The organism is Sphingomonas sp. H160509 (assembly GCF_024124765.2).
Classification (GTDB): domain Bacteria; phylum Pseudomonadota; class Alphaproteobacteria; order Sphingomonadales; family Sphingomonadaceae; genus Sphingomonas.
Map to the genome: position 1 here is coordinate 754993 of NZ_JAMXSR020000002.1, position 22853 is coordinate 777845.

13 protein-coding genes and 8 pseudogenes are annotated in these 22853 nt (G+C 66.6%); 10 read left to right on the forward strand and 11 right to left on the reverse strand.

The features are described 5' to 3' along the window. Positions 1-5 precede the first annotated feature (5 nt). The 4 genes and pseudogenes from NHF48_RS05260 to NHF48_RS05275 all read right to left on the reverse strand — a co-directional run bounded on the left by NHF48_RS05260 (position 6) and on the right by NHF48_RS05275 (position 5598). Positions 6-1516: pseudogene (locus NHF48_RS05260) on the reverse strand (Ppx/GppA phosphatase family protein). Beyond that, positions 1513-3680 (reverse strand): annotated as a pseudogene (locus NHF48_RS05265) (RNA degradosome polyphosphate kinase). Before NHF48_RS05265 ends, NHF48_RS05260 begins: the two co-directional pseudogenes overlap by 4 nt. 17 nt (positions 3681-3697) lie before the next feature. Then, positions 3698-4342 carry an HdaA/DnaA family protein gene (locus tag NHF48_RS05270; RefSeq protein WP_253072345.1) on the reverse strand — a complete coding sequence of 215 codons (645 nt, stop codon included), beginning with the start codon at positions 4340-4342 and terminating at the stop codon, positions 3698-3700. Positions 4343-4353: 11 nt separating this feature from the next. Continuing rightward, the gene (locus NHF48_RS05275; RefSeq protein ID WP_253070495.1) at positions 4354-5598 is read right to left on the reverse strand and encodes a heavy-metal-associated domain-containing protein; all 1245 of its coding nucleotides are present in this window, start codon (positions 5596-5598) and stop codon (positions 4354-4356) included. A 64-nt stretch (positions 5599-5662) separates the two neighbouring features. On the opposite strand from NHF48_RS05275, the pseudogene purM reads away from it, so the two are divergent. From purM to NHF48_RS05295, 4 genes and pseudogenes are all read left to right on the forward strand, one after another. Then, positions 5663-6791: pseudogene (gene purM / locus NHF48_RS05280) on the forward strand (phosphoribosylformylglycinamidine cyclo-ligase). After that, the gene (gene purN, locus NHF48_RS05285) at positions 6784-7356 is read left to right on the forward strand and encodes a phosphoribosylglycinamide formyltransferase (protein WP_253070496.1); all 573 of its coding nucleotides are present in this window, start codon (positions 6784-6786) and stop codon (positions 7354-7356) included. Before purM ends, purN begins: the two are co-directional and overlap by 8 nt. A gap of 64 nt (positions 7357-7420) precedes the next feature. Continuing rightward, complete coding sequence (locus tag NHF48_RS05290) at positions 7421-7717, forward strand: MmcQ/YjbR family DNA-binding protein (protein ID WP_253070497.1); 297 nt, start codon at positions 7421-7423, stop codon at positions 7715-7717. Then, positions 7714-8319, forward strand: a complete 606-nt coding sequence (locus NHF48_RS05295; protein WP_253070498.1) for a hypothetical protein — start codon at positions 7714-7716, stop codon at positions 8317-8319. Before NHF48_RS05290 ends, NHF48_RS05295 begins: the two co-directional genes overlap by 4 nt. Positions 8320-8427: 108 nt before the next feature. On the opposite strand, the gene NHF48_RS05300 is transcribed toward NHF48_RS05295, so the two are convergent. The 4 genes from NHF48_RS05300 to NHF48_RS05315 all read right to left on the reverse strand — a co-directional run bounded on the left by NHF48_RS05300 (position 8428) and on the right by NHF48_RS05315 (position 11479). Further along, positions 8428-8946 carry a GNAT family N-acetyltransferase gene (locus tag NHF48_RS05300; protein ID WP_253070499.1) on the reverse strand — a complete coding sequence of 173 codons (519 nt, stop codon included), beginning with the start codon at positions 8944-8946 and terminating at the stop codon, positions 8428-8430. Beyond that, a complete protein-coding gene (gene ndk / locus NHF48_RS05305; RefSeq protein ID WP_031393391.1) occupies positions 8946-9368 on the reverse strand; it encodes a nucleoside-diphosphate kinase in 423 nt (140 codons plus the stop codon). The genes NHF48_RS05300 and ndk overlap by 1 nt, the downstream gene beginning before the upstream one ends. Before the next feature lie 72 nt (positions 9369-9440). Continuing rightward, positions 9441-9887 carry a DNA polymerase III subunit chi gene (locus NHF48_RS05310; protein ID WP_253070500.1) on the reverse strand — a complete coding sequence of 149 codons (447 nt, stop codon included), beginning with the start codon at positions 9885-9887 and terminating at the stop codon, positions 9441-9443. 116 nt (positions 9888-10003) lie between these two features. Continuing rightward, the gene (locus NHF48_RS05315) at positions 10004-11479 is read right to left on the reverse strand and encodes a leucyl aminopeptidase (RefSeq protein ID WP_253070501.1); all 1476 of its coding nucleotides are present in this window, start codon (positions 11477-11479) and stop codon (positions 10004-10006) included. 183 nt (positions 11480-11662) lie between these two features. Here NHF48_RS05315 and NHF48_RS05320 point away from each other — a divergent pair, with 183 nt between their 5' ends. The 4 genes and pseudogenes from NHF48_RS05320 (at position 11663) to rsmA (ending at position 17345) form a co-directional block, all read left to right on the forward strand. After that, complete coding sequence (locus NHF48_RS05320) at positions 11663-13930, forward strand: LPS-assembly protein LptD (RefSeq protein WP_446741201.1); 2268 nt, start codon at positions 11663-11665, stop codon at positions 13928-13930. 79 nt (positions 13931-14009) lie between these two features. Further along, positions 14010-15501 (forward strand): annotated as a pseudogene (locus tag NHF48_RS05325) (peptidylprolyl isomerase). Then, entirely contained in the window at positions 15479-16516 is a 1038-nt protein-coding gene (gene pdxA, locus NHF48_RS05330; protein ID WP_253070503.1) for a 4-hydroxythreonine-4-phosphate dehydrogenase PdxA, read from the forward strand. Before NHF48_RS05325 ends, pdxA begins: the two are co-directional and overlap by 23 nt. Positions 16517-16527: 11 nt before the next feature. Further along, positions 16528-17345, forward strand: a pseudogene (rsmA, locus tag NHF48_RS05335) (16S rRNA (adenine(1518)-N(6)/adenine(1519)-N(6))-dimethyltransferase RsmA). A gap of 118 nt (positions 17346-17463) precedes the next feature. On the opposite strand, the pseudogene NHF48_RS05340 reads toward rsmA, so the two are convergent. The 3 genes and pseudogenes from NHF48_RS05340 to guaB all read right to left on the reverse strand — a co-directional run bounded on the left by NHF48_RS05340 (position 17464) and on the right by guaB (position 21262). Further along, positions 17464-17965, reverse strand: a pseudogene (locus NHF48_RS05340) (tetratricopeptide repeat protein). 56 nt (positions 17966-18021) lie between these two features. Further along, a pseudogene (locus NHF48_RS05345) lies at positions 18022-19211 on the reverse strand (RsmB/NOP family class I SAM-dependent RNA methyltransferase). Positions 19212-19804: 593 nt separating this feature from the next. After that, entirely contained in the window at positions 19805-21262 is a 1458-nt protein-coding gene (gene guaB, locus NHF48_RS05350; protein WP_060525500.1) for an IMP dehydrogenase, read from the reverse strand. A 118-nt stretch (positions 21263-21380) separates the two neighbouring features. Between guaB and NHF48_RS05355 the strand changes: the two are divergent. After that, positions 21381-22353 (forward strand): annotated as a pseudogene (locus NHF48_RS05355) (SPFH domain-containing protein). Then, entirely contained in the window at positions 22353-22790 is a 438-nt protein-coding gene (locus NHF48_RS05360; protein WP_253070504.1) for an NfeD family protein, read from the forward strand. The pseudogene NHF48_RS05355 and the gene NHF48_RS05360 overlap by 1 nt, the downstream one beginning before the upstream one ends. Positions 22791-22853: the final 63 nt, after the last annotated feature.

Below are 22853 nucleotides of genomic sequence, written 5' to 3' on the forward strand. Positions count from 1 at the left end.
AGAATTTAGGAAAGAGCCAGTACGGGTTTGCGTCCCAGGGCGGCGGCAAGCGCGTTATGGCGACGTTCCACCGCCTCGCCGTAGAGCCCACGATCATCAGGGCGCAGCGTCAGCGTAAGTGATACCCCGTCATCTGCGAGCCCTGATCGTTTCAAAGGTCCTGCTAAGCCACCACTCATTCGCTGGCCTAGTCGCATAGCGAGGCCCCAAGCAGTCGCGCTTTTCACCGCTGCCGGCGACGCGAGGAGACCAACTGTTTCACCGGCGGAGAGATCGCCACCAAGGCTCGTGTAAAGAGCTTGCGCCAACATCCCCGGCCGGGCGCGTCAATCGCGACCCAATTGCCATGCAGCGCGACCTCGACGCCGCGTTCGGCGCGGAACTCGGGGTTGGCGCGCCAGCCTACGTCCGCAAGCAGGCATGCCGTGTGGCGGATGCGGGCCATTGCGGGCGGCTCGGTAGTGAAAAGTGGCGTGATCCAGCGGTCGAGGAGATCGCCGTGCTCGGGGAAGCGGCCGAGCAGGCGACCTTCTTCGCGTGCGGCGACGATCAGCGGATCGAGTGCGCGGTCTGCGGGTTTCAGGTCTTCGTAAAGAAGGCCTTCGCGCAGGCCATAGGCGGATACGATCGTCGTCCGGCTGCCAAGCTGGCGCATCAGCACGCCGAGCAATGCCGCGGCGTCGGAGAGCGTTGCCGTGCGGCCCGACGACAGCCCCGGAATCGCCTTAAGGCGCTGCTTGGAAAGCTGTGGGATCGTCCGGCTGAGCCGGGTGATCGTCGCGGCAGTCATCGAATATTGGTGGATGATCGGCAGCGGATAGTCAGACAGCTCCATGTCGAGCCGTGCCAGCGCGCGCCACGATCCGCCGACCAGATAGAGCGGAAGCCCCTGCCCCTTTGCCGTCCAGCCGGCTTCGCGCACCAGGCGTGCCACGTAGCGGGCGAGCACCTTGCCGCGCTTGGCCCGGATCGGGCCGATCCGCAGGACGCCGAGCGGGAACGAGACGCGGTCCTCGATCTTGCCGCGGCGAACGCGGACGAGTTCGAGACTGCCGCCGCCGAGATCGCCGACGATGCCGTCCGCATCGGGGATCGCGGACAAGACACCGTAACCCGCCGCGCTGGCTTCCTGTTCGCCCGACAATGTCTCGACGGTCAGGCCGAGTTGTTCAGCCGCGGCAATGAGTTCGCCACCGTTCTTCGCATCGCGTACCGCCGCCGTTGCGACCGTGCGGAGCGTCGAGCATTCCATTTCCTTCGCCACCGCCGCGAACCGCGCCAGCGCGACCCGTGCGGTCTTCAGCGCCGACTTCTCGATCGCGCCGGTAGCAGCAAGCCCTCGCCCGAGCCCCGCCAACACCTTCTCATTGAACCGGATCGCGGGGAGCCGCGGCGGCCCCTGGTAGACCACCAGACGGATCGAGTTCGAGCCGATGTCGATGATCCCGGTGCGCGGGTGATCGTCGGTCTCGGCCTTGGGCGGGGAATTGCCGAACAGGATATTCGTGACGCTCATCGTTTTCGACGGAGCGACAGCGTCGGCACGGCATTGCTGGTCGCGAGCGAAGCGCCGCGGCCGGAGAGCGAGGGATTCGTCATGAAATACCGATGCAGGTTGAACGGGCGGTCGCCGGGATCGACGCGGCTATATTCGCCGTCGGGGCCTAGCTCCCAACTCTGCTCGTTGTCGATCAGGTTCGCGACCATCACCTGATCGAGGATCTGGTCGTGGACGGTCGGGTTGAGGATCGGCAGCATATATTCGACGCGGCGATCGAAATTGCGTGGCATCCAGTCGGCCGACGAGATGAACAGCTTGGCACCGTCGTTGGGCAGCGCCTTGCCGTTGCCGAACGCCCAGATGCGGCTGTGCTCGAGGAACCGCCCGATCACCGATTTCACGCGGATCGTCTCGGACAGGCCAGGCACGCCGGGGCGCAGGCAGCAGATGCCGCGGATGATGAGGTCGATCTCGACCCCTGCCCCGCTCGCCTCGTACAGCTTCTCGATCACCGCCGGGTCGACCAGCGAGTTCATCTTTGCCCAGACACCGGCGGGCTTGCCGGCGCGCGCGTTGGCGATCTCGACGTCGATCAGGTTCATCAGGTTCTGCCGCAGGTCACGCGGCGACAGGCTGACGCGCGCCATGTCGGTCGGTTCGACGTAGCCGGTGATGTAGTTGAACATCTGCGCCGCATCGCGACCCACTGCTGCATCGGCGGTGAAGAAGCTGAGGTCGGTGTAAATCTTGGCGGTGACCGGGTGATAATTGCCCGTGCCGAAATGGCAGTAGGTACGGAACGCCTGTCCCTCGCGGCGGACGACAAGCGAGACCTTCGCGTGCGTCTTCCAGTCGATGAAGCCGTAGACGACCTGCACGCCCGCGCGCTCCAGCGCGGGAGGCCCAGACCATGTTCTGCTCTTCGTCAAACCGAGCCTTCAGCTCGACGACCGCGGTGACGGACTTGCCCGCCTCGGCCGCGGTGATCAGCGCGTTGATGACCGCTGGCTGCTTGCCGGCGCGGTAGAGCGTCTGCTTGATCGCAACGACGTCGGGGTCGTTCGCAGCCTGTTTCAGAAAGGCGAGCACCACTTCGAACGTCTCGTACGGGTGATGGACGACGATGTCCTTGGCCTTGATCGCTGCGAAGCAGTCGCCGCCGAATTCGCGGATTCGCTCGGGGAAGCGCGGCGTGAAGGGCGGGAATTTCAGGTCCGGGCGATCCTCGTCGACCAGCCCGTCGAGGTCGACGATGCCGAGCAGGTTGCCGCTCTCGGTGATGATCGCGTCGGCGCCGCCGAGTTCGTCCTTGAGGACCGCGGCGAGGACGTCGGGGATACCGGTTTCGAGTTCCAGACGGATCACGCGGCCGCGGCGACGACGCTTGATCGCGTTCGCGAAGTAGCGGACGAGGTCCTCGGCCTCCTCTTCGATCTCCATGTCGCTGTCGCGCAGGACGCGGAAGCTGGCGGCGGCGAGGACCTCGTAGCCTGGAAAGAGGACCGGCGCGAACCGCTTCAGGATCGACTCGATCGAGATGTAGCGCGCGGGCTCGCCGGGGGAGGCGGACGAAGCGTGTCATCGTATGCGGGAGCATGACCAGTTCGCGGACCGGCTCGTTATCCGAACGGCGGACGAGGTCGAAGATCACCGACAGGCCACGGTTCGGGATGAACGGGAACGGATGCGCTGGGTCTAGCGCCTGCGGGGTCAGAATCGGGAAGATCTGATCGCGGAAATGCGTTTCGAGCCACTCGTCGGCCTCGCCTTCGACGGCCTCGCGGCGCAGGACGAACAGCCCGGCTTCGTCGAGCAGCACGCGTAGGTCGCCCCATACCGCCTGCTGGCTCGCCATCAGTTCGTCCGCCTCGCGGACGATCGCGGTCAGCTGCTGGCCCGCAGTCAGTCCGTCTGCCGAGCGTCGATCGACGTCTTGCGTCTGCTGGCCCTTCAACCCGGCGACGCGGACCATGAAGAATTCGTCGAGGTTCGACCCCGAGATCGACAGGAAGCGGAGCCGCTCGAGCAGCGGATGTGCGGGGTTGCATGCCTCCTCCAGCACACGCCGGTTGAACGCGAGCCAGGAGAGCTCGCGGTTGAAAAACCGGTCGTTCGGCTCTGCGCCGATGGGATCGTCGTCGTCTTCCGATTGGCGGACGATATGGGCTGGACGGTTCATCGGGCCTCTTGGGGGGCTTATGGTGGCGTGAAGAGCGGGAGGTCGAGAGCGAGTTGCGGCCGGAGGATCAACCCGGCCTCGGTGAGTGTGGTTCGTGCAAGAGGAATGGACAAGCGCTTGCGACGTTCCATCGCCTCCTGATCCAGCGCATCGACGGTTCGCGTTACGGTAATATGACTGCGCTCGATTCTGGTCGCGAGCCAGTCGATCAGATCGGGCCGTGCATCGAGGCTGCGGCGCTCGAACAGATGCGCGAGCAACAGCCGCATGAGCTCGTCGTCGGGCGCGCCGATCGCCGCGATCGGGCTGGCGGCGAGACGCGAGCGGAGGTCGGGGAGCTTTACCTTCCATTCGGGCGGCGCGGCGTCGGCGACGATCAGGAGCGGCCTGTGCTCCTCCTGCGCGCGGTTCCAGGCGTGGAACAGCTGTGCCTCGGGCACTCGCTCGGCATCGTCGATGATCGTTCCGCCGCTCTTCGCCGCGAAGATCCGCGCGAGCAGGCTGCGACCCGATTTGCGCGGTCCAGTGAGGATGGCGGTCATGACGGGCCAGGTGGCGGTGTGCTCCAGCGTGTGGACGGCGCGCGGAGTGGAGGGGGTAACCAGGAAGGCGTCGTCGCGAGGGTCCGCCGGCCACCCGAGTGGCAGCGCAATTTGAGTCATCTTGGTCGCGCTCACCCTGTCGTCGCATTGTCCGCGGGCAAGTCCGGCGGAAGAAGTTGGGCGACCCGGCGGATGCGGATCGTCTGGCCGGAGCCGAATACCTGATAGCCGCGAGCTTCTAGCGCGGTCTTCAGCGCGGCCGGATCGCCGTCATAGGCGACGCGCATCAGCGAGACGCCGCCAAGCGCGAGGCTGGTCGTTGCCGCCGAGCGAACGCCGGGGATCGCGCGGAGTGCGGCTTCGGTCGAGGATACGTTTGCTGCGGCGGGCGTATCGAACTGGACGATGACCGAGATGCCCTCGCCGCCGGTCAGCACCGCTGTGTTAGCGTCGGCAGTCTCGTCGGTCGGCAGGTCCTCGATAACCGCGGCTTCGGGCGGCGGCGGTGGCGACAGGCTGTAGTCGACGCGGAGCGAGCCGTTGCGACGCGCTTGCTGGTACAGGTCGTCGATCCGCTTCACGCCGGTGTCGAGCAGTTGCGGCAGGCCGTCAGGCGTACCGACTCGCAGGGTGAAGCTCCCGATCAGCTCGTTGTCGGGGCCGTGGCGCGCTTCGAACACGCCGATCACCGGGCCGCCGGGCCATTGGCGATACAGTTTCACGACCGGGGTGAGCACGTCGCTCGCGCCATATTGGTCGAGGATCGTCCGCCACCAGCCGCGGCCGGGGCGCTGCGTCTGGCCGACGTTGAGCAGCAGCGCGTCGGGCCCTGAGCCGGACGGCCGGACATAGTCGATGCTGCTGTTGCCGGTGCGATAGCGCGCCCAGGCCTGTTGCCACTGCGTGCTCTGCTCGAAGGCTTGGCCGACTCCGCCCGAATATTGGACGGGGATCACGAGCATCGGCGGCGAGCGATCGGCGTAGGTCGAGATGCCGAGGATCGATCCGGCGCGGCCGCGATCGAACAGCACGCCGAGCTTGGCGATGTAGCGTTGCGGGCCGATCTGCTCGTTTTCGACGACGATTCCCGAGACGAGCGAATCGAGTGTGCCATCTGAGACGAGGCCGCCACCACCGCCGAGCCGGTTCGACAATTGCACCCAAGCTTTTCGCTGGGCGAGCCGCCAGCCGCTATAGCGCGCGGCGTCGGCGGTCTTGCCGGCAACGTCGACGGTGACGCCGCTCACCTCATACGCGCTGCCGCTGTCGACCGGGGCTGCGCCTCGGCTGCCGCCCTCGATCTGCGCGAGCACGGCTCCACCGCTCAGCAGGAGAGCGGCGCCAGCAAGCGCGGTGGGAAGGGTACGGATACGCATCAAGCGGGCCTTTTGGCGAAGCAGACGTGGAAATCCAAGCGCGATGTGGCTAGCAGCACCGATCATGACCGATACGCCAGACTCCGCCACCCCGAATGCCGCGCCGAACACGGGCTCCTACACCTACGCTCAAGCGGGCGTTTCCATCGCCGCGGGCAACGCGCTGGTGCGGGCGATCGCCCCGCTCGCGCGCTCGACGCGGCGGCCGGGCGCGGATGCCGATCTTGGCGGGTTCGGGGGGATGTTCGACCTCAAGGCGGCTGGGTTCGTCGATCCGTTGCTGGTGGCGGCGAACGACGGTGTCGGCACCAAGCTGAAGCTAGCGATCGAATGGGACCGGCATGAGGGCGTCGGCATCGATCTCGTCGCGATGTGCGTCAACGATCTGATCGTGCAGGGCGCCGAGCCGCTGTTTTTCCTCGATTATTATGCGAGCGGGAAGCTCGATGCGGCGGTCGCCGAGCGCGTCGTCGCGTCGATTGCGGAAGGCTGCAAGACCGCCGGCTGCGCGCTGATCGGGGGCGAGACCGCCGAGATGCCGGGCATGTATGCGGACGGCGATTACGACCTAGCGGGATTTTGCGTCGGGGCGGTCGAGCGGACCAACGTGCTGACGGGGCGCGAGATCGCGGCAGGCGACGTGATGCTCGGGCTCGCGTCGTCGGGGGTGCATTCGAATGGGTTCTCGCTGGTTCGGCGCCTTGCTGCCGACCGCGGGTGGAAGCTCGATCGGCCTGCGTTGTTCGATCAGGACAAATTGCTGATCGATCATCTGATGGCGCCGACTCGCATCTACGTCGCCAGCCTGCTGCCGTTGCTGCGCGAGCGGCGGATCAAGGGACTGGCGCATATCACCGGTGGTGGCCTGCTCGAGAACATCCCGCGCGTGCTGCCTAAGGGCGTGCATGCGGTGGTCGATGCGGACGCGTGGGAGCAGTCGCGGTTGATGGCGTTCCTGCAGGCGCAGGGGCGCGATCGAGCCGGAGGAGATGGCGCGGACGTTCAACTGCGGGATCGGCATGGTCGTGATCGTGAGTGCCGACGAGGCCGAGGCCGTGACCGCGGCGCTGGAGGCGGCGGACGAAACGGTGTTCACGATCGGGCGGATCGAGACTGGCGCGCATGGCTGCACGGTGCGTGGGTCGGCGGGTACGTGGAGCGCGCGCGAGGACTGGACCGCGACGCATGGCTGAGAAAACGCGCGTCGGCGTGCTGATCTCCGGGCGCGGATCGAACATGATGGCGCTGGTCGGTGCGTCGCGCGCTGCGGAGTGTCCGTACGAGATCGCGCTTGTCGCTTCGGACAAGCCGGACGCGGCGGGCCTCGAATGGGCTCGGTCGGAGGGCTTGGCGACGTTCGCGCTCTCGCCGAAAGGTTTGGGGAAGCCGGCGTATGAGGCGGCGATCGATGCGGCGTTGCGCGGGGCTGGTGTCGAGGTCGTTGCCCTCGCCGGCTACATGCGGCTTCTGTCGGACGGGTTCGTCGCGGCGTGGCGGGACCGGATCGTAAATATCCATCCGTCGCTGCTGCCCAAGTACAAGGGCCTCGATACGCACGCGCGGGCGATCGCGGCGGGCGATGCGGTCGGCGGCTGTTCGGTCCATGTCGTGACCGAGGAACTCGATGGCGGCGTGGTGCTGGGGCAGGCCGAGGTGCCGATCCTTCCCGGCGACGATGCGGATGCGCTTGCCGATCGCGTGCTGGTGGCGGAACATGCGTTGTACCCTAAGACCTTGGCGGAGTTCGTGACGCGATGACCGATCTGTCCCCCTCGACCGCGTTCGCGCGGCGGCTTTGGCGCTGCCGGAGACGGAGGAGAAGGTGTCACACGGTCAGCCGACCTTCTTCGTGGCCGACAGGCAGTTCGCGCAGTTCCGGGCGGATCTTCACGGCGATGGACTGATGGTGGTGTGTGTGAAGACCAGCGGTACCGATGAACAGACGACGCTGATCGAGGCGAACCCGGCAGTGTATTCGCGGCCGGCGTATCTCGGTGCGACTGGCTGGATCGGTATGAACTTGGCGGGCGATCCCGACTGGCCGCTCGTCGAGGACCGGATCGCGCGGAGTTGGGAATTGGCGGCCCCTGCCCGTTTGCTGGAGGCTGGCGGACGATGAGCACCGAGACACCGACCGAACGCCGCGAGGCTGCGGCGACGCGGCGGCGTTGGGTGACGCTGGCCGAGGTCGTGGCGGTCGCGGGCGTGCTGATCGCGGCGCTGACGCTGTGGACCAACTGGTCGGATCATCGTGCGAACGAGGCCGACAAGATCGCCGCGCAGTCGAGTGCGGCGCGCGAGCGGACGAAGATCGACCTGTCGGCGATCGTGCAGGATGGCGGCGGTACGCTGTTGTTGAAGGACGCGCGGCATGACCTTCAGGACGTGACGATCACCTTCCCGCGTGCGCTCGGGGTTTCAGCGCAGCGGCCGCCGGCTGAGCCGGTCATCGACGGGTCGTGGTTCTCGGCGCCGTTGTTGAAGCTTACCGATGGTGGCTCGGACGATCGTGCGGGGCGGCTGCCGGTGCTGGTCAGCGTGCAGTATTTCGACGGGGATACGACGCGGACCGCTAGCGGGATCTACGATGTGATCTGGAAGACCGAGGGGCGGATGCTGCGCGGTCGCGCGCTAAAGCTTGAGGGCTTACGGGTTCGTCAGCGTGGTGGCGATCAGGCGAAGCTTGATGCGATCTGGGCGAAAGAGAAGCCGGCGACATAAGCTGCACTTACTGGAAAAGTATAGCTTGTTCCCCCGCAAAGGCGGGGCCCAGTCTGGACCCCCGCCTTCGCGGGGGGAACAAGGAGGCGGGGGCCCCCGTGGCCTAGCTCACACCGCTCGCGCGTAGACCGGGTCGTCGTGAAGGGTGGTGCCGACCATGAACTGGCGGGTGCCGATTACCTTGAAGCCTTGGCGTTCGTAGAAGGCTCGGGCGCGGGTGTTCTGGTCCCATACGCCTAGCAGGACGCGGGTTCGGCCTGCCGCCGTGGCGTCTTCAAGGGCGCGGGCCATCAGGGCGGCGCCCAGGCCTGAGCCTTGGGCCTGCTTCATGAGATAGATGCGGCGGAGTTCGATGTCCGCGGGTCCGGGTTCGATCGGGAAGTCCGGCACGGTCAGTACCGTGTAGCCGATCGGCGCTTGGCCGGGCTCGTACTCGGCCAGCGTCACGATCGTCGAGGGATCAGATAGCCACGTATCAAACGCGGCGATGCTGTTGTTGCGCGTGCAGTGAGCGACGATATCCGCCCCGGACAGCACGGTCGCATAGGTATCGAGGAACGTGGCGGATGCGACGAGCGATAGCGCGGGCGCGTCGCCCGGCCCGGCCCGTCGCAGCCGCCAGGTCATCAGCCGACGATTTCTTCGGGCTTGAAGAAGTACGCGATCTCGATCTCGGCGTTCTCGTCCGAGTCCGAACCGTGGACCGAGTTGGCTTCGATCGACTCGGCGAGTTCCTTGCGGATCGTGCCGGGCTCTGCGTTGGCGGGGTTGGTGGCGCCCATGATGTCGCGGTTGCGCTGCATCGCGTTCTCACCTTCGAGAACCTGGACGACGACCGGGCCCGAGATCATGAACGAGACGAGCTCGCCGAAGAACGGACGCTCCTTGTGCACCGCGTAGAAGCCCTCGGCCTGCTCGCGGGTCATCTGGATGCGCTTCGAGGCGACGACGCGCAGGCCGGCTTCCTCGAGCATCTTGGTGACCGCACCGGTCAGGTTGCGGCGGGTTGCGTCGGGCTTGATGATCGAAAAGGTACGGTTCGCGGCCATGATGGTCACGGGCTCCTGTGTTGACGGTAGTTGGATGCGGGGCGCTTAGGCGGGAGACGCGGTTAAAGCAACCTATGCGGCCTGTTCCCAGCGGCCGGAGTCGTTCTGTTTCCAGTAGCGGCGTTCGACGCCGTCGCGGTCGGCTAGCGCCTTCCATGCTAGACGCGCTTCCTGGATCGCTTCGTCGTCGAAGATGTGAAAGGCTCGGTCAAAGGTTAGGATAAGGTCACGCCAACGTCCGTCTACCACCGCGACGTTGCGGGCGGCGTTGGCAGGCGCGGTTTCCTGGATATCGTGAGCGATTAGAATGGGTTGGACGGTATCGTCGTTGCTGCCGGCCTGGGCGTGGGGGAGGAAGCTCTCGGGAGCGTAGGACCAGAGCAGGCGGTCGAGCGCGATGCGTTGGTCTTCGGGTTCGGCGACGATCAGGAGGCGGCCGCCGGTCTGGACGACGCGCTCGGCGATGCGTGGGAGGACGCGGTCGAGGGGGCTGGTTAGGTGGTAGAAGTCGACCTGCATGCTTACTCCCCTTCCGCTTGCGGGAGGGGTCGGGGGAGGGCTTTGCCTCGCTCGACGCCGCTCGCGGTTGGCCCCCTCCCTAACCCCTCCCGCAAGCGGGAGGGGAATTCATGGCCTTACCCCTCGAAATTGTCCGCTACGAACTGGTCGAGCAACCGCACGCCGTAGCCGGTCGCGCCCTTGTCGTGGTTCGTCCCCGGCTTGTCCGACCACACCATGCCGGCGATGTCGAGATGCGCCCACTTCACGCCCTCGTCGACGAAGCGCTTGATGAACTGCGCGGCGGTGATCGAGCCGGCGCCGCGGGGACCGACGTTCTTCATGTCGGCGATCGGCGAGTCGATCAGCTTGTCGTAAGCCGGCGACAGCGGGAAGCGCCACAGCGTGTCGCCGGTCGTCTTGCCGGCCGCGATCAGCTGGTCGGCGAGCGCGTCGTCGTTGGCGAAGATGCCGCCATTCTCGGTGCCGAGCGCGACGATCATCGCACCCGTGAGCGTGGCGAGATCGACGATCGTGGTCGGCTTGTGCGCCTGCTGTACCCAGGTGACGCAATCGCACAGCACGAGGCGACCCTCGGCGTCGGTGTTGAGCACTTCGATCGTCTGGCCCGACATCGAGGTGATGACGTCGCTCGGACGCAGCGCGGCGCCGTCGGGCATGTTCTCGACCAGGCCCATGACGCCGACGACGTTCGCCTTGGCCTTGCGGCTGGCCAGCGCCTTCATCGCGCCGGCGACGGCACCAGCGCCGCCCATGTCCCACTTCATGTCTTCCATGCCCGCGCCGGGCTTGATCGAGATGCCGCCCGAATCGAACGTCACGCCCTTGCCGACGAACGCGAGCGTCGGCGCATCGGCCCCTGCGCCGTTCCACTTGAGCGCTAGGATGCGCGCTTCACGGCGCGAGCCCTGGCTGACGCCGAGCAGGGAGCCCATGCCGAGCTCGGTCATCTGCGCTTCGTCGAGCACGGTGATCTCGAGGCCGAGACCTTCCACGTCCTTCGTCACCTTCTCGACGAAGCTCTCAGGGTAGACGACGTTCGGCGGCGACGTGACCAGCCAGCGAGTCAGGTCGAGCCCGCCGGTGACAGCGGCCGCCTCGGCCCAAGCCGCATCGGTGCCGTCGGGCGCGCCGGCGATGGTGATCTCGGTCAGCGTCGGCTTCGATTTCTCGGCGAGCTTGGTGCGGTACGTGTCGTAACGCCATGCGCGCTGGGCGGCGGCAGCGGCGAAGTGTGCGGCGGCCTTGGCGGTCGGCGTAGTACCAGCCGAGAGGTCGGCGACGACCGAGGTTGCGCCGGAAGTCAGCAGGCGTGCGGTGATCGCACCGCCGGCCTTCTCCCAATCGGCAGTCTCGCCAGCGCCCACTCCGACAAGCAGAACCTGGCGGACCGCGCCGTCGACGGGCACGAACAGCTCGATCACCGATCCTGCTTCACCCGCAAAGCGTGCCGCAGCCGCTGCGCTGGTCGCCACCGCCTCGCCATCGCCGCCGATCGCGCTCCAATTTATCTGCGCCATGCCGTCCTTCGCGACGGGGACGGCGAGGATCGGGGCGTTGGCGGGAACGGTCGGGGCGAAGACGATCTGCATGAAGAAACCTCGGGGAGCTTTTGAACGATAGGATGGGCTTGGCTCTAAGTTGATGCCGCGGGCTTGGCAAAGCAAGGTGGCGGCCTGTCATCTCACGGCGATTGCAGCGAAGCGCCGGTGGTGCGATAGGCGGGCGATATGGCGGCAAACGGCTGCCCAGTGCCAAAGGGGTTGGTTCGGATCGTGTTGCGTATCGACCTTTTGACGGGTTGCGCCCTTTCGCTCGCGTTGGCGACCGGGATCGCGGCTGCGCCTGCCCAGGCCCAGGATTTCCAGAACCGCCCGGTAGCGCCTCCGGTGCAAGACCCGCCGGTCGCCAACGCGTCGACAACGACGCCGGCCGAAGACCAGGTACAGTTCAGCTCGACCGCGCTGGAGTACAACACCAACACCGATATCGTCACCGCGACGGGTGAAGTCCGGATGTTCCGCCAGGGCAGCCGGCTGCGCGCCGACAAGGTCGTCTGGAACCGCAAGACCGGCAAGGTCGTCGCGACTGGCAACATCGCGGTCACCAATCCCGAAGGCGATATCGCGTACGGCGACGAAATCAACCTGACCGATTCGCTGAAGGACGGCGTGGTCGACAACATGCTCGTTGTGCTCGAACAGGGCGGACGCCTTGCCGCCAAGCAGGGCACGCGCGACGCCGACGGCACGGTCAATTTGAAAACCGCCGCCTACACGCCGTGCAGCGTCACCAACACCGCCGGTTGTCCCAAGGAGCCGACGTGGAAGATCACCGCGGTCCGCGTCACCTATCGCCCCGAGCGGAAACGCATCTTCTACAAGGGCGCGCGGCTGCACCTGTTCGGCCTGCCCAGCCTGCCGCTACCCGAGTTCTCGAACCCGGTCGGTGGCGGCAGCGACAGTGGCCTGCTCTCGCCCAACGGCGGCTATAGCCGCGTCAACGGCGTCGAAGTCAGCGTCCCCTATTACTGGAAGCTCGCCCCGAACCAAGGGCTGGTCATCACGCCGCACATCTACAGCAGCGTGCTGCCGATGGCGCAGGTCGATTATTCCGCGCTCAACTCGAAGGGCGCGTTCAAGGTACGCGCCTACGCGACCGAAAGCCGGCGCAGCGACGACCTGACGACCGCCACCCCGACCGACACGAGCATGGCGTTCCGCGGCTATATCGACGGCATGGCACGCTATCAGCTGACGCCGAACTGGACCGCGAGCGGGTCGCTCCGCCTGACGACCGACCGCACGTTCCTGCGCCGCTACGACATTTCGCGCGACGACCGGTTGCGCACCACCGCGAGCCTGGAGCGGATCGACGACAGCAGCTATTTCTCGCTGAGCGGCTGGTACGCACAGACCCTGCGCGTCGCGGACAGCCAGGGGCAGCAGCCGATCGCGCTGCCCGAGATCGATTATCGCAAGCGGTTCGACGATGGCCTCGTCGGTGGCCGGTTCCAGCTCCAGCTGAACACGGTCGCGCTGACCCGCACCGATGGCCAGGACACGCAGCGCGCGTTCGCGAGCCTGCAATGGGATTTGCGCCGCTTCACGAACTGGGGTCAGGAGGTCACTTTCACCGCGTTCGCGCGCGGCGACCTGTACAATAGCAACGAGATCGATGCGACGATCAACCCGACCTATCGCGGGTTCGGCGGCTTCCGCCAGCGTGCCATCGGCGCGGCTGCGGTGGACGTAAAATGGCCGTTCATCGGTACGTTCCTGGGCGGTACGCAGCGCTTTACGCCGCAGGTGCAGTTCGTCGCGGCACCGAAGGTCGCCAATCTTTCGTTGCCGAACGAGGACTCGCGCGCCGTCGACCTGGACGACACCAACCTGTTCTCGCTCAACCGGTTCGCCGGCTATGATCGGTTCGAGGATTCGTCGCGCGTCACCTATGGTGGCGAATGGGCGCTCGATTTGCCGGGGATCGCGTTCACCACCAACGTCGGCCAGAGCTATCGTGTCGACAAGCGGCCGACCATCTTGCCCGACGGCACCGGGCTCAGCGACCGGTTCTCCGATATCGTCGGGCGCAGCGAGCTCCGGTTCCGCGACTTCGTCTCGATCGTCCACCGCTACCGGCTCGACAAGGATGGCTTCGCGATCCGCCGCAACGAGCTCGACGCCACGATCGGCTCGCGCGCGACCTATGTGCTGGTCGGGTATCTCAAGCTCAACCGCAACATCGATGCATCGATCGAGGATCTGCGCGACCGCGAGGAAGTCCGCGTTGCGGGACGCGTGCAGTTCGCACGGTTCTGGTCGGCGTTCGGTTCGGGCGTGGTCGATCTGACCAACGCATCGGAAGATCCTCTGTCCCGCAGCGATGGCTTCACGCCGATCCGCCACCGGCTGGGCGTCCAGTATGAGGACGACTGCCTGCGTCTCGGCGGAACGTGGCGGCGGACGTACAACGACACCGGCGACGCGCGTAAGGGCAACAGCTTCCTGTTGACGCTGGCCTTCACCAACCTCGGCCGCTAAGCCCGCGTTCAGCTACTTTGAGGCAAACGTCGCCGGATATGCGCCGTCATGACAATGATGGTGCGGATTACGGCGTGCGATGATGGGATACCGACACTTGAAGCATGATGTTCGACTGGCGGCGCGTGGCGGCCGTGTGATCGGTTCTGTGGTCCTGGCTGCGCTGGCAGCAGGCGCGATCGCCCAGGCGGTGCCTCCCAAGGGCGCTCAGGGCCGGCGCGGGGCGCGACCTGCGCCTACCCAGCCGGCTCATGCCCAGCCGGCCCAGGCCCAGCCCGCGCCCTCGGCTCCGGGACAGACCGTTCAGGACCAGAGCGTGCCGGACAATACCGGTCTCGACATCCCGACCAACCTCCAAATCTTCGGCAAGGTCGATCCCAACGTCCGCAAGCCGACCGCGATCGTCAACGATACCGTCATTACCGGTACCGACGTCGACCAGCGCGTCGCCCTGGTGGCAATGGCGAACGAGGCGAAGCTGTCGCCCGAAGATCGCGAGCGGCTGAAGCTGCAGGTGCTGCGCCAGCTGATCGACGAGACGCTCCAGATCCAGGAAGCGAAGACCGCCGACATCACGATCACCCCGGCCGAGCTGACGCAGAGCTATGACGGCGTATCGAAGCGCTTCAATCGTACGCCGGTCGCGATGCGCGCCTATCTGCGCGAATCCGGTTCGTCCGAGCGGTCGCTGAAGCGCCAGATCGAGGGGCGAGCTCGCCTGGCAGCGCTATCTGCGTCGCCGCGTCGAGCCGTTCGTCAACGTCGGCGACGAGGAAGTGAAGTCGATCATCGACCGTCTCCAGGCGGCCAAGGGCACCGACGAGTTCAACCTCAAGGAAATCTATCTCGCGGCGACGCCGGCGAACAGCCAGCAAGTCTATGCGAACGCCAAGCAGATCCTGCAGGAGATCCAGAAGGGCGCTCAGCCGTTCGAATATTACGCGCGCCAGTTCTCCGAGGCGTCTACGCGCGCGGTCGGCGGCGATCTTGGCTGGATCCGTGCGGCGACCTTGCCGGGGCAGTTGGCTGAAGCCGCGACGACGATGCAGGTGGGCCAGGTTGCCGGGCCTATCGAGGTTTCGGGTGGCTATTCGATCCTGTATCTCACTGACAAGCGCCAGGTGCTGACCGCCGATCCGCGTGATGCCAAGCTCAGTCTGAAGCAGTTGACGCTGCGCTTCCCGCCGAACACCAATCAGGCACAGGCGTCTGCGCGCGCACAGGCATTTGCCAAGGCGACGCAGGAATTGCGTGGCTGCGGTACCGTTGAGAAGGTCGCGGCCGGGATCGGCGCGGACGTGGTCGACAACGATACGGTGCGTATCCGCGACCTGCCACCGCAGCTTCAGGAAGTGATGCTGAAGCTTCAGGTTGGCGAGTCGAGCCCACCTTTCGGGTCCGCTGAGCAAGGCGTTCGCGCGCTGGTTCTGTGCGGTCGCGACGAGGCGGCTGGCGGTTCGGTGCCGAACTCCGAGCAGATCCAGGGTCAGCTCGAGCAACAGCGCGTCAACCTGCGTGCCCAGCAGAAGCTGCGCGATCTGCGGCGCGATGCCGTGGTCGAATATCGGTGATAGGATCGTGACCCGCATCTTGCCGCTGGCGGTGTCGATGGGCGATCCCGCGGGGATCGGGCCCGAGATCATCGCCAAGGCGTGGGATGCGCGCGAGACTCATGGCCTGCCGCCATTCGTCGCGGTGGGCGATGCGCGGGCGATCGAGCGGGTCTGGGCTGGTCCGATCGCGCGCGTGACGGACGTGGGCGCGGCGGCGGCGGTTTTCGGCGACGCATTGCCGGTGCTGACGGTGGGCGATGCGGGCGCGATCGTACCGGGTGAGCCCGATGCGGACGGCGCGCGCTGTGCGCTGCATTCGCTGGAGTTGGCGGTCGGTCTCGTCCGCACTGGGGCGGCGCGGGCGCTGGTGACAGGTCCTGTGTCGAAGTCGCAGCTGTACGCGATCGGCTTCACGCATCCGGGGCAGACCGAGTTCGTTGCCGAGCGCTACGGGGTTGCGGGCGACAATGCGGTGATGATGCTGGCGGGGCCGTCGCTGAAGGTGGTGCCGATTACGACTCACGTGCCGTTGAAGGACGTTTCGGCTTTGCTCACGGTCGATCTGATCGTTGCCAAGGCGCGCGCGACCGCTCGGGGATTACTGCGAAACTTCGGAATCGAGAACCCGCGGCTGGCCTTTGCCGGCCTCAATCCGCATGCCGGCGAACAAGGTGCGCTTGGGCGTGAGGAAATCGAGATCATCGCGCCGGCGATCGCGATCCTGTGCGATGAGGGCATCGATGCGACTGGGCCGTTCGCGGCGGACACGATGTTCCATCCGCGGGCGCGTGCTACCTACGATGTCGTCATGTGCTGCTATCACGATCAGGCGCTGGTGCCGTTGAAGACGATCCATTTCGACGAGGGCGTGAACATGACGCTGGGCCTGCCGATCGTGCGGACCTCTCCCGACCACGGGACGGCTTTCGCGATCGCCGGCAAGAATATCGCCGAACCGGGCGCGATGATCGCGGCGATCGCGATGGCGGGCGAAGCGGCGGACCGGCGCGCGCAGACCGCTGCCCAGTCGTGAGCGAGGCTGCATTGACGGAGCTTCCCCCGCTGCGCGAGGTGATCGCGCGCTATGGGCTGAATGCGAGCAAGGCGCTTGGGCAGAACTTCCTGTTCGATGGGCAGTTGCTCAAGCGCATCGCGGCGGTGCCGGGCGATCTTCAGGATGCCGAGGTGCTTGAGGTCGGGCCTGGACCGGGTGGGCTGACGCGGGCGCTGCTCGCTGCGGGGGGCTCGGGTGACTGCGATCGAGCGTGACCGGCGGTGCATTCCTGCGCTGGCGGAGCTCGGCGAGGCGTATCCGGGGCGGCTGCGGGTCATCGAGGGCGACGCGATGGAAGTCGACGCGCCGGCGTTGTTCGAGGGCAAGCCGCATATCGTGTCGAACCTGCCGTACAACATCGGCACGGCGTTGCTGGTAGGGTGGCTGTCGACGTCGTGGCTGCCGTGGTGGCAGTCGTGCACGCTGATGTTCCAGAAGGAAGTCGCCGAGCGGATCGTCGCGAAGACCAACGACGACCATTACGGGCGCTTGGCGGTACTGGCGCAGTGGCGTTCGACTGCGCGGATCGCGATGCCGGTTCACCGGTCGGCATTTACGCCGCCGCCGAAGGTGATGTCGGCGGTGGTGCATCTGACTCCGGTCGAGGCGCCGGAGGGGGGTGAACTTCGCGGTTCTGGAGCGGCTGACGGGCGCGGCGTTCGGGCAGCGGCGGAAGATGTTGCGGCAGAGTTTGAAGGGTGTGCCGGGTGCGCTCGATGCGCTGGAGCGGATCGGGGTGGAGGCTACGCGGAGGGCCGAGACGCTTTCGGTTGCGGACTTTACGGCGTTGGCGAAGGCCGTCGGCTAAACTCCCCCCTCCCTGAAAGGGAGGGGCCGGGGGTAGGTCGGCTTCCGTATGAGGTGACGTCGGCAACACGAGCCGGGCTACCCACCCCCAACCCCTCCCTTTCAGGGAGGGGAGCGCTTCAGTCCTTGGCGGCGACTGGCTTTTTCTCGAACTGCGCGGTCGCAATCGGCGGGCCTTTCGCAATCACCGCCGCAAGCTGCGTCGCTTCGGGGCAGACACCCTTGCAGAGCGTGCGGATCTTCACGAGATTGTCCTTCGCGCGGACCACGGCTCCCTTGGCGACTAGCGCCTCGCCCTGCCCCCTTGAGCGCCGCGACGTCGTTCGGCTCCAGCAGCAGCGCCTCGCGGTACAGGCGGATTGCCTTGCCTGGCAGGTCACGCGTTTCTGCTACCCGAGCGAGAAGCAGGAACGTCGCCCGGTTGCGCGGATCGACCGCCACCGACGTTTCGAGCACATCGGTGGCGCCGTCCAAATTGCCCGCGGCGACCAGCGAACGCCCCTGCGCCAGCAACTGCATCGAGCGCGCGTCGATCTGAGCGTCGGGGCGCTGCCCGCTGAGCGACGTCGAGACGCATACGACGGTCAGCGCGGCGGCAAGGGCAACGGACGAAAAACGCATCATCGTCTCCAGGCGGGATACAGGTTTGGCCGTGAGTTGAGCCATAGGTCGGCTGGCTAGCACGCAGCCCGGAGCCGCGCGACAAAAAAGCCGTCGGTGCCGTCGCGGCCGGGTTCGAGGCGGACGCCGTGGCCGTGCTTCGCGCCGGCGGGGAGCGACAGGGCTTCCGTCGTCCAGCCGGGGTGCTCGTTGAGGAACCAGGTGACCTGGTCGGTGCCCTCGGCGTCGAGCAGCGAGCAGACGATGTAGACGAGCGAGCCGCCGGGCTTGACCAGCGTGGCGGCGACGGAGAGCACCTGCTGTTGCGTCGATTGCAGCCGCGAGACGCGGTCGGGGGGTAAGCCGCCAGCGCGCCTCCGGGTTACGTCGCCACGTGCCGGTGCCCGAGCACGGCGCGTCGACCAGCACGCCGTCGGCGCGACCGGCCCATTCGCTGAGCGCCTCGATCTCACGCGTCGGGTTGAGCAGGCGGCTCTCGACGATCGTCGCACCGGCGCGGGTCGCGCGGGGGGCGAGGCGTGCGAGGCGGTTGCGATCGGTGTCGCAGGCGAGGATCACGCCTTCGTTCTTCATCGTCGCCGCGAGCGCGAGCGTCTTGCCGCCGGCGCCTGCGCAGAGATCGACGATGCGTTCGCCGGGCTTTGCCTGCATCGCGAGGCCGACGAGCTGGCTGCCTTCGTCCTGCACCTCGAGCGCGCCTTCGTTGAAGAGCGGGAGTGCTTCGACGTTGGTACCCGTGGGGGAGGCGGATGCCGTCGGGGGCGTGGGGGGTGGCTTCTGCTTCGGGCAGCGCGGCGAGGACGGTGGCGCGGTCGGAGATCAGCGTGTTGACGCGGAGGTCTAGCGTGGCGCGGCCGGCTAGGTCTGTAAGGGCGGCGCCGTCGAGGCCGGAGGCGCGGAGGGCCTTGCTCAGCCACTGTGGCGCGACGCCGACACGGGCGCGGGGTTCATCCTTGGCGATCGGGGCTGGGGCGTGGGTAGAGCCGTCGAAGGTGGCGGCGACTTCCGGATCGGCATCGGCGACAAGCAGCATCGCGGTGCGGCCGTTTTCGGGGCGGTCTCCGGCCTTGCGGATCGCGGCGTAGACGAGTTCGCGGACGGCGCGGCGGTCCTTCGAGCCGGCATAGCGGCGGGTCGCGAAATAGCGCGCGATCAGCGTGTCGGCGGCGGCGCCGGACTCGCGGGCTGCGGCGATGATCTGGTCGAGGAGTTCGATCGCGGCTTGCGTGCGTGCGGGGGGAGTCACTTCTGGGCTCCCGACTTCGCGTGGGTTCGGGGGGGAGGCTTGGTACGGAGTGTTCGTCATCATCCCCTCCCCTAGCCCCTCCCGCGGGCGGGAGGGGAATAATTTCGGAACCCCGCCTCCAGCCCAGTCGCGAGCGGGGGGCTCGGCCCTTCCCTCCGTCATCCCGGCGAACGCCGGGACCCATGGACAGGGTGGCCCCGGCGATAGCGTTCAACCATCACCCGGGCCGCAACCATGGGTCCCGGCGTTCGCCGGGACGACGGAGGGGGGCGGCGGGACGACGGAGGGGGGCGGCGGTCTGTGAGTTAGCCTGCGGCCTGTGGAGCACCGCCCAGGCAAATATAGTTCGTCATTCCCGCGCAGGCAGGGATCCATATTCTCTAACGGTTGCGATCTAACTGCGACGTTAGCCAATATGGGTTCCCGCCTTCGCGGGAATGACGGGGAGCGTGGGAGCGAGCATCTACCTGCTCCCCTCCCTGGAAGGGAGGGGTTGGGGGGTGGGTTGACTCGTTTTAGCCACCGGCAGACGAGCTTGGGGAAGCCGACCCACCCCCGGCCCCTCCCTTCAGGTAGGGGAGAAGTTCCCGCCCCTAGCGCGTTGGGTAGTTCGGGGCTTCCCGCGTGATCGTCACGTCGTGGACATGGCTCTCCATGAGCCCAGCACCGGTGATCTGCACGAACTCCGCGCGCGCCTGAAGGTCAGGGATCGTCGCGGAGCCGGTATAGCCCATCGCCGCCTTGATCCCGCCGACCAGCTGGTGAACGACATCCCGCGCCGGGCCCTTGTACGCGACCTGACCCTCGATGCCCTCGGGGACGAGCTTCAACTGGTCCTTGATGTCGCCCTGGAAATAGCGATCCGCCGAGCCGCGGCCCATTGCGCCGACCGAGCCCATGCCGCGGTAGGATTTGTACGCGCGTCCCTGATACAGGAACGTCTCGCCGGGAGCTTCGTCGGTACCTGCAAGCAGCGACCCGATCATAACGGTCGATGCGCCAGCAGCGAGCGCCTTCGCCATGTCGCCCGAGGTGCGGATGCCGCCGTCGGCGATCACCGGCACGCCAGCCTTGTGGCCAGCCTCCGCGCAATCCATCACCGCAGTCAGCTGCGGCACGCCGACGCCGGCCACCACCCGCGTCGTGCAGATCGAGCCAGGGCCGATGCCAACCTTGATCCCGTCCGCGCCTGCACCGATCAGCGCGCGCGTCGCTTCGCCGGTCGCGACGTTGCCCGCCACCACCTGTACCGAGTTGGACAGCTTCTTCACCCGCTCGACTGCGCGGCCGACGTCGCGGTTGTGGCCGTGCGCGGTGTCGATCACGATCAGGTCGCAGCCGGCGTCGACCAGCTGTTCGGTACGGTCGAAGCCCTTGTCGCCGACCGTCGTCGCGGCGGCTACGCGCAGGCGGCCTGCTTCGTCCTTGGTGGCATCGGGGAACATCACCGCCTTCTCGATGTCCTTGACGGTGATCAGCCCGACGCAGCGGTACTGCGCGTCGACCACCAGCAGCTTCTCGATGCGGCGGGCATGGAGCAGGCGGCGTGCCTCTTCCTTGCCGACTTCGGTCGAGACGGTCGCGAGATTCTCGTGCGTCATCAGCTCGCTGACGGGCTGTTTCGGATCGCCCGCGAACCGAACGTCGCGATTGGTGAGGATACCGACGAGCTTGCCGTCCGCCTCGACGACCGGGATCCCGCTGATGCGGTGGCCCGACATGAGGGCCTGCGCCTCGGCGAGGGTGGCGGTCGGCTTGATCGTGATCGGGTTGACTACCATGCCCGACTCGAACCGCTTGACCTGACGGACCGCGATGACCTGCTCCTCGACGGTCAGGTTGCGGTGGAGCACGCCGATGCCGCCGAGCTGTGCCATGACGATGGCCATGTCGGCTTCGGTGACGGTGTCCATCGCGGACGAGAGGATCGGGATGTTGAGCGCGATGCCGCGCGTCAGCTGAGTCCGGGTATCGGCCTGGCTTGGCAGCACGTCCGATTCCCCCGGATACAGGAGGACGTCGTCGAATGTGAGGCCGAGGCGGATATCCATGAGAGCTGCCGTTCCTGGGTGTGAGGTGGCGCGCCATGTAACCAAAGCGCGCCCGTACGGCTAGGCCCTGTCGCGCGTGACGTGCTATAGCGGTGCGATACACGGATGGGGATGTTCGATGGGCTTGACCGTTGCCGCACTCTTATTGGCGCTGGTGCTGCTGTACCTCTTCACCAGCATCAAGATCGTCCACCAGGGCTATCAATACACGATCGAACATTTCGGGCGCTTCACGACGGTCGCGCGGCCCGGCTTCAATTTCTACCCGGCGTTCTTCTACCGCGTGGGACGGAAAGTGAACATGATGGAGCAGGTGATCGACATCCCCGGCCAAGAGATCATTACCAAGGACAATGCGATGATCTCGACCGACGGGGTCGTGTTCTTCCAGGTGCTCGACTCGGCCAAGGCGGCGTACGAGGTGTCGGATCTGTACCAGGCGCTGTTGCAGCTCACGACGACGAACCTACGCACGGTGATGGGGTCGATGGACCTCGACGAGACGCTGTCGAAACGCGACGAAATCAATGCGCGGCTGCTCAACGTGGTCGATCATGCGACGACGCCGTGGGGGGGTGAAGATCACGCGCGTCGAGATCAAGGACATTCGGCCGCCGGCGGATATCGTCAACGCGATGGGGCGGCAGATGAAGGCCGAGCGCGAGAAGCGGGCTAACATCCTCGATGCGGAGGGCTCGCGGGCTTCCGAGATCCTGCGGGCTGAGGGGCAGAAGCAGGCGCGGATTTTGGAGTCCGAGGGGCGCAAGGAGTCGGCGTTCCGCGATGCCGAGGCTCGCGAGCGGGCGGCGGTGGCGGAGGCTTCGGCGACGCGGGCGGTGTCGCAGGCGATCGAGGAGGGCGGCGCGCAGGCGATCAATTACTTCATCGCGCAGAAATATGTCGAGGCCATCGGCAAGTTCGCGACCTCGCCCAATGCGAAGACGATCCTGTTTCCGGTTGAGGCTACTCAGTTGATGGGGACGCTTGGGGGGATTGGGGAACTGGCTAAGGATGCTTTGCGCGATGCGGTCGCGTCGCCGCCGGCCAAGCCTGAACCGCGGAAGGGTCCGTTCGAGTTGCCGAAAAGCTGATGGACGCGATCGGGGCGGCCGGCGCGTGGCTGATCGCGGCGCTGGTGCTGGGGATCGCCGGGCTGGCGGTGCCGGGGGTGTTCCTAATGTTCCTCGCCATCGCTGCGGCGGTGACAGGGGTAGCGGTGTTCGTGTTGCCGGACTTGCCGGTGGCGGCGCAACTGGCGGCGTTCGGGATCTGGAGCGCGGTTGCGGTGCTGATCGGGAAGCGCTGGTATCGGGATTATCCGGTCGAGGGCGGGGATCCGATGTTGAACGATCGCTCTGCTCGGCTGGTGGGTCAGGTTGTGGTGGTGGAGACCGCGCTGGTTAGCGGGCGTGGCCGGGTATTGGTGGGCGACGGGAGTTGGCCGGCTCGGGGTGAAGATGCCGCGGTTGGAGTGCGGGTTCGCGTTGCTGCGGTTGTCGATGGCGAGGTGGTGGTGGAGCCTCTCTAAACCCTCTCCCTTCAGGGGAGAGGGAAGCCGCGTAGCGGCGAGGGTGAGGGCATGCCAAGCAGG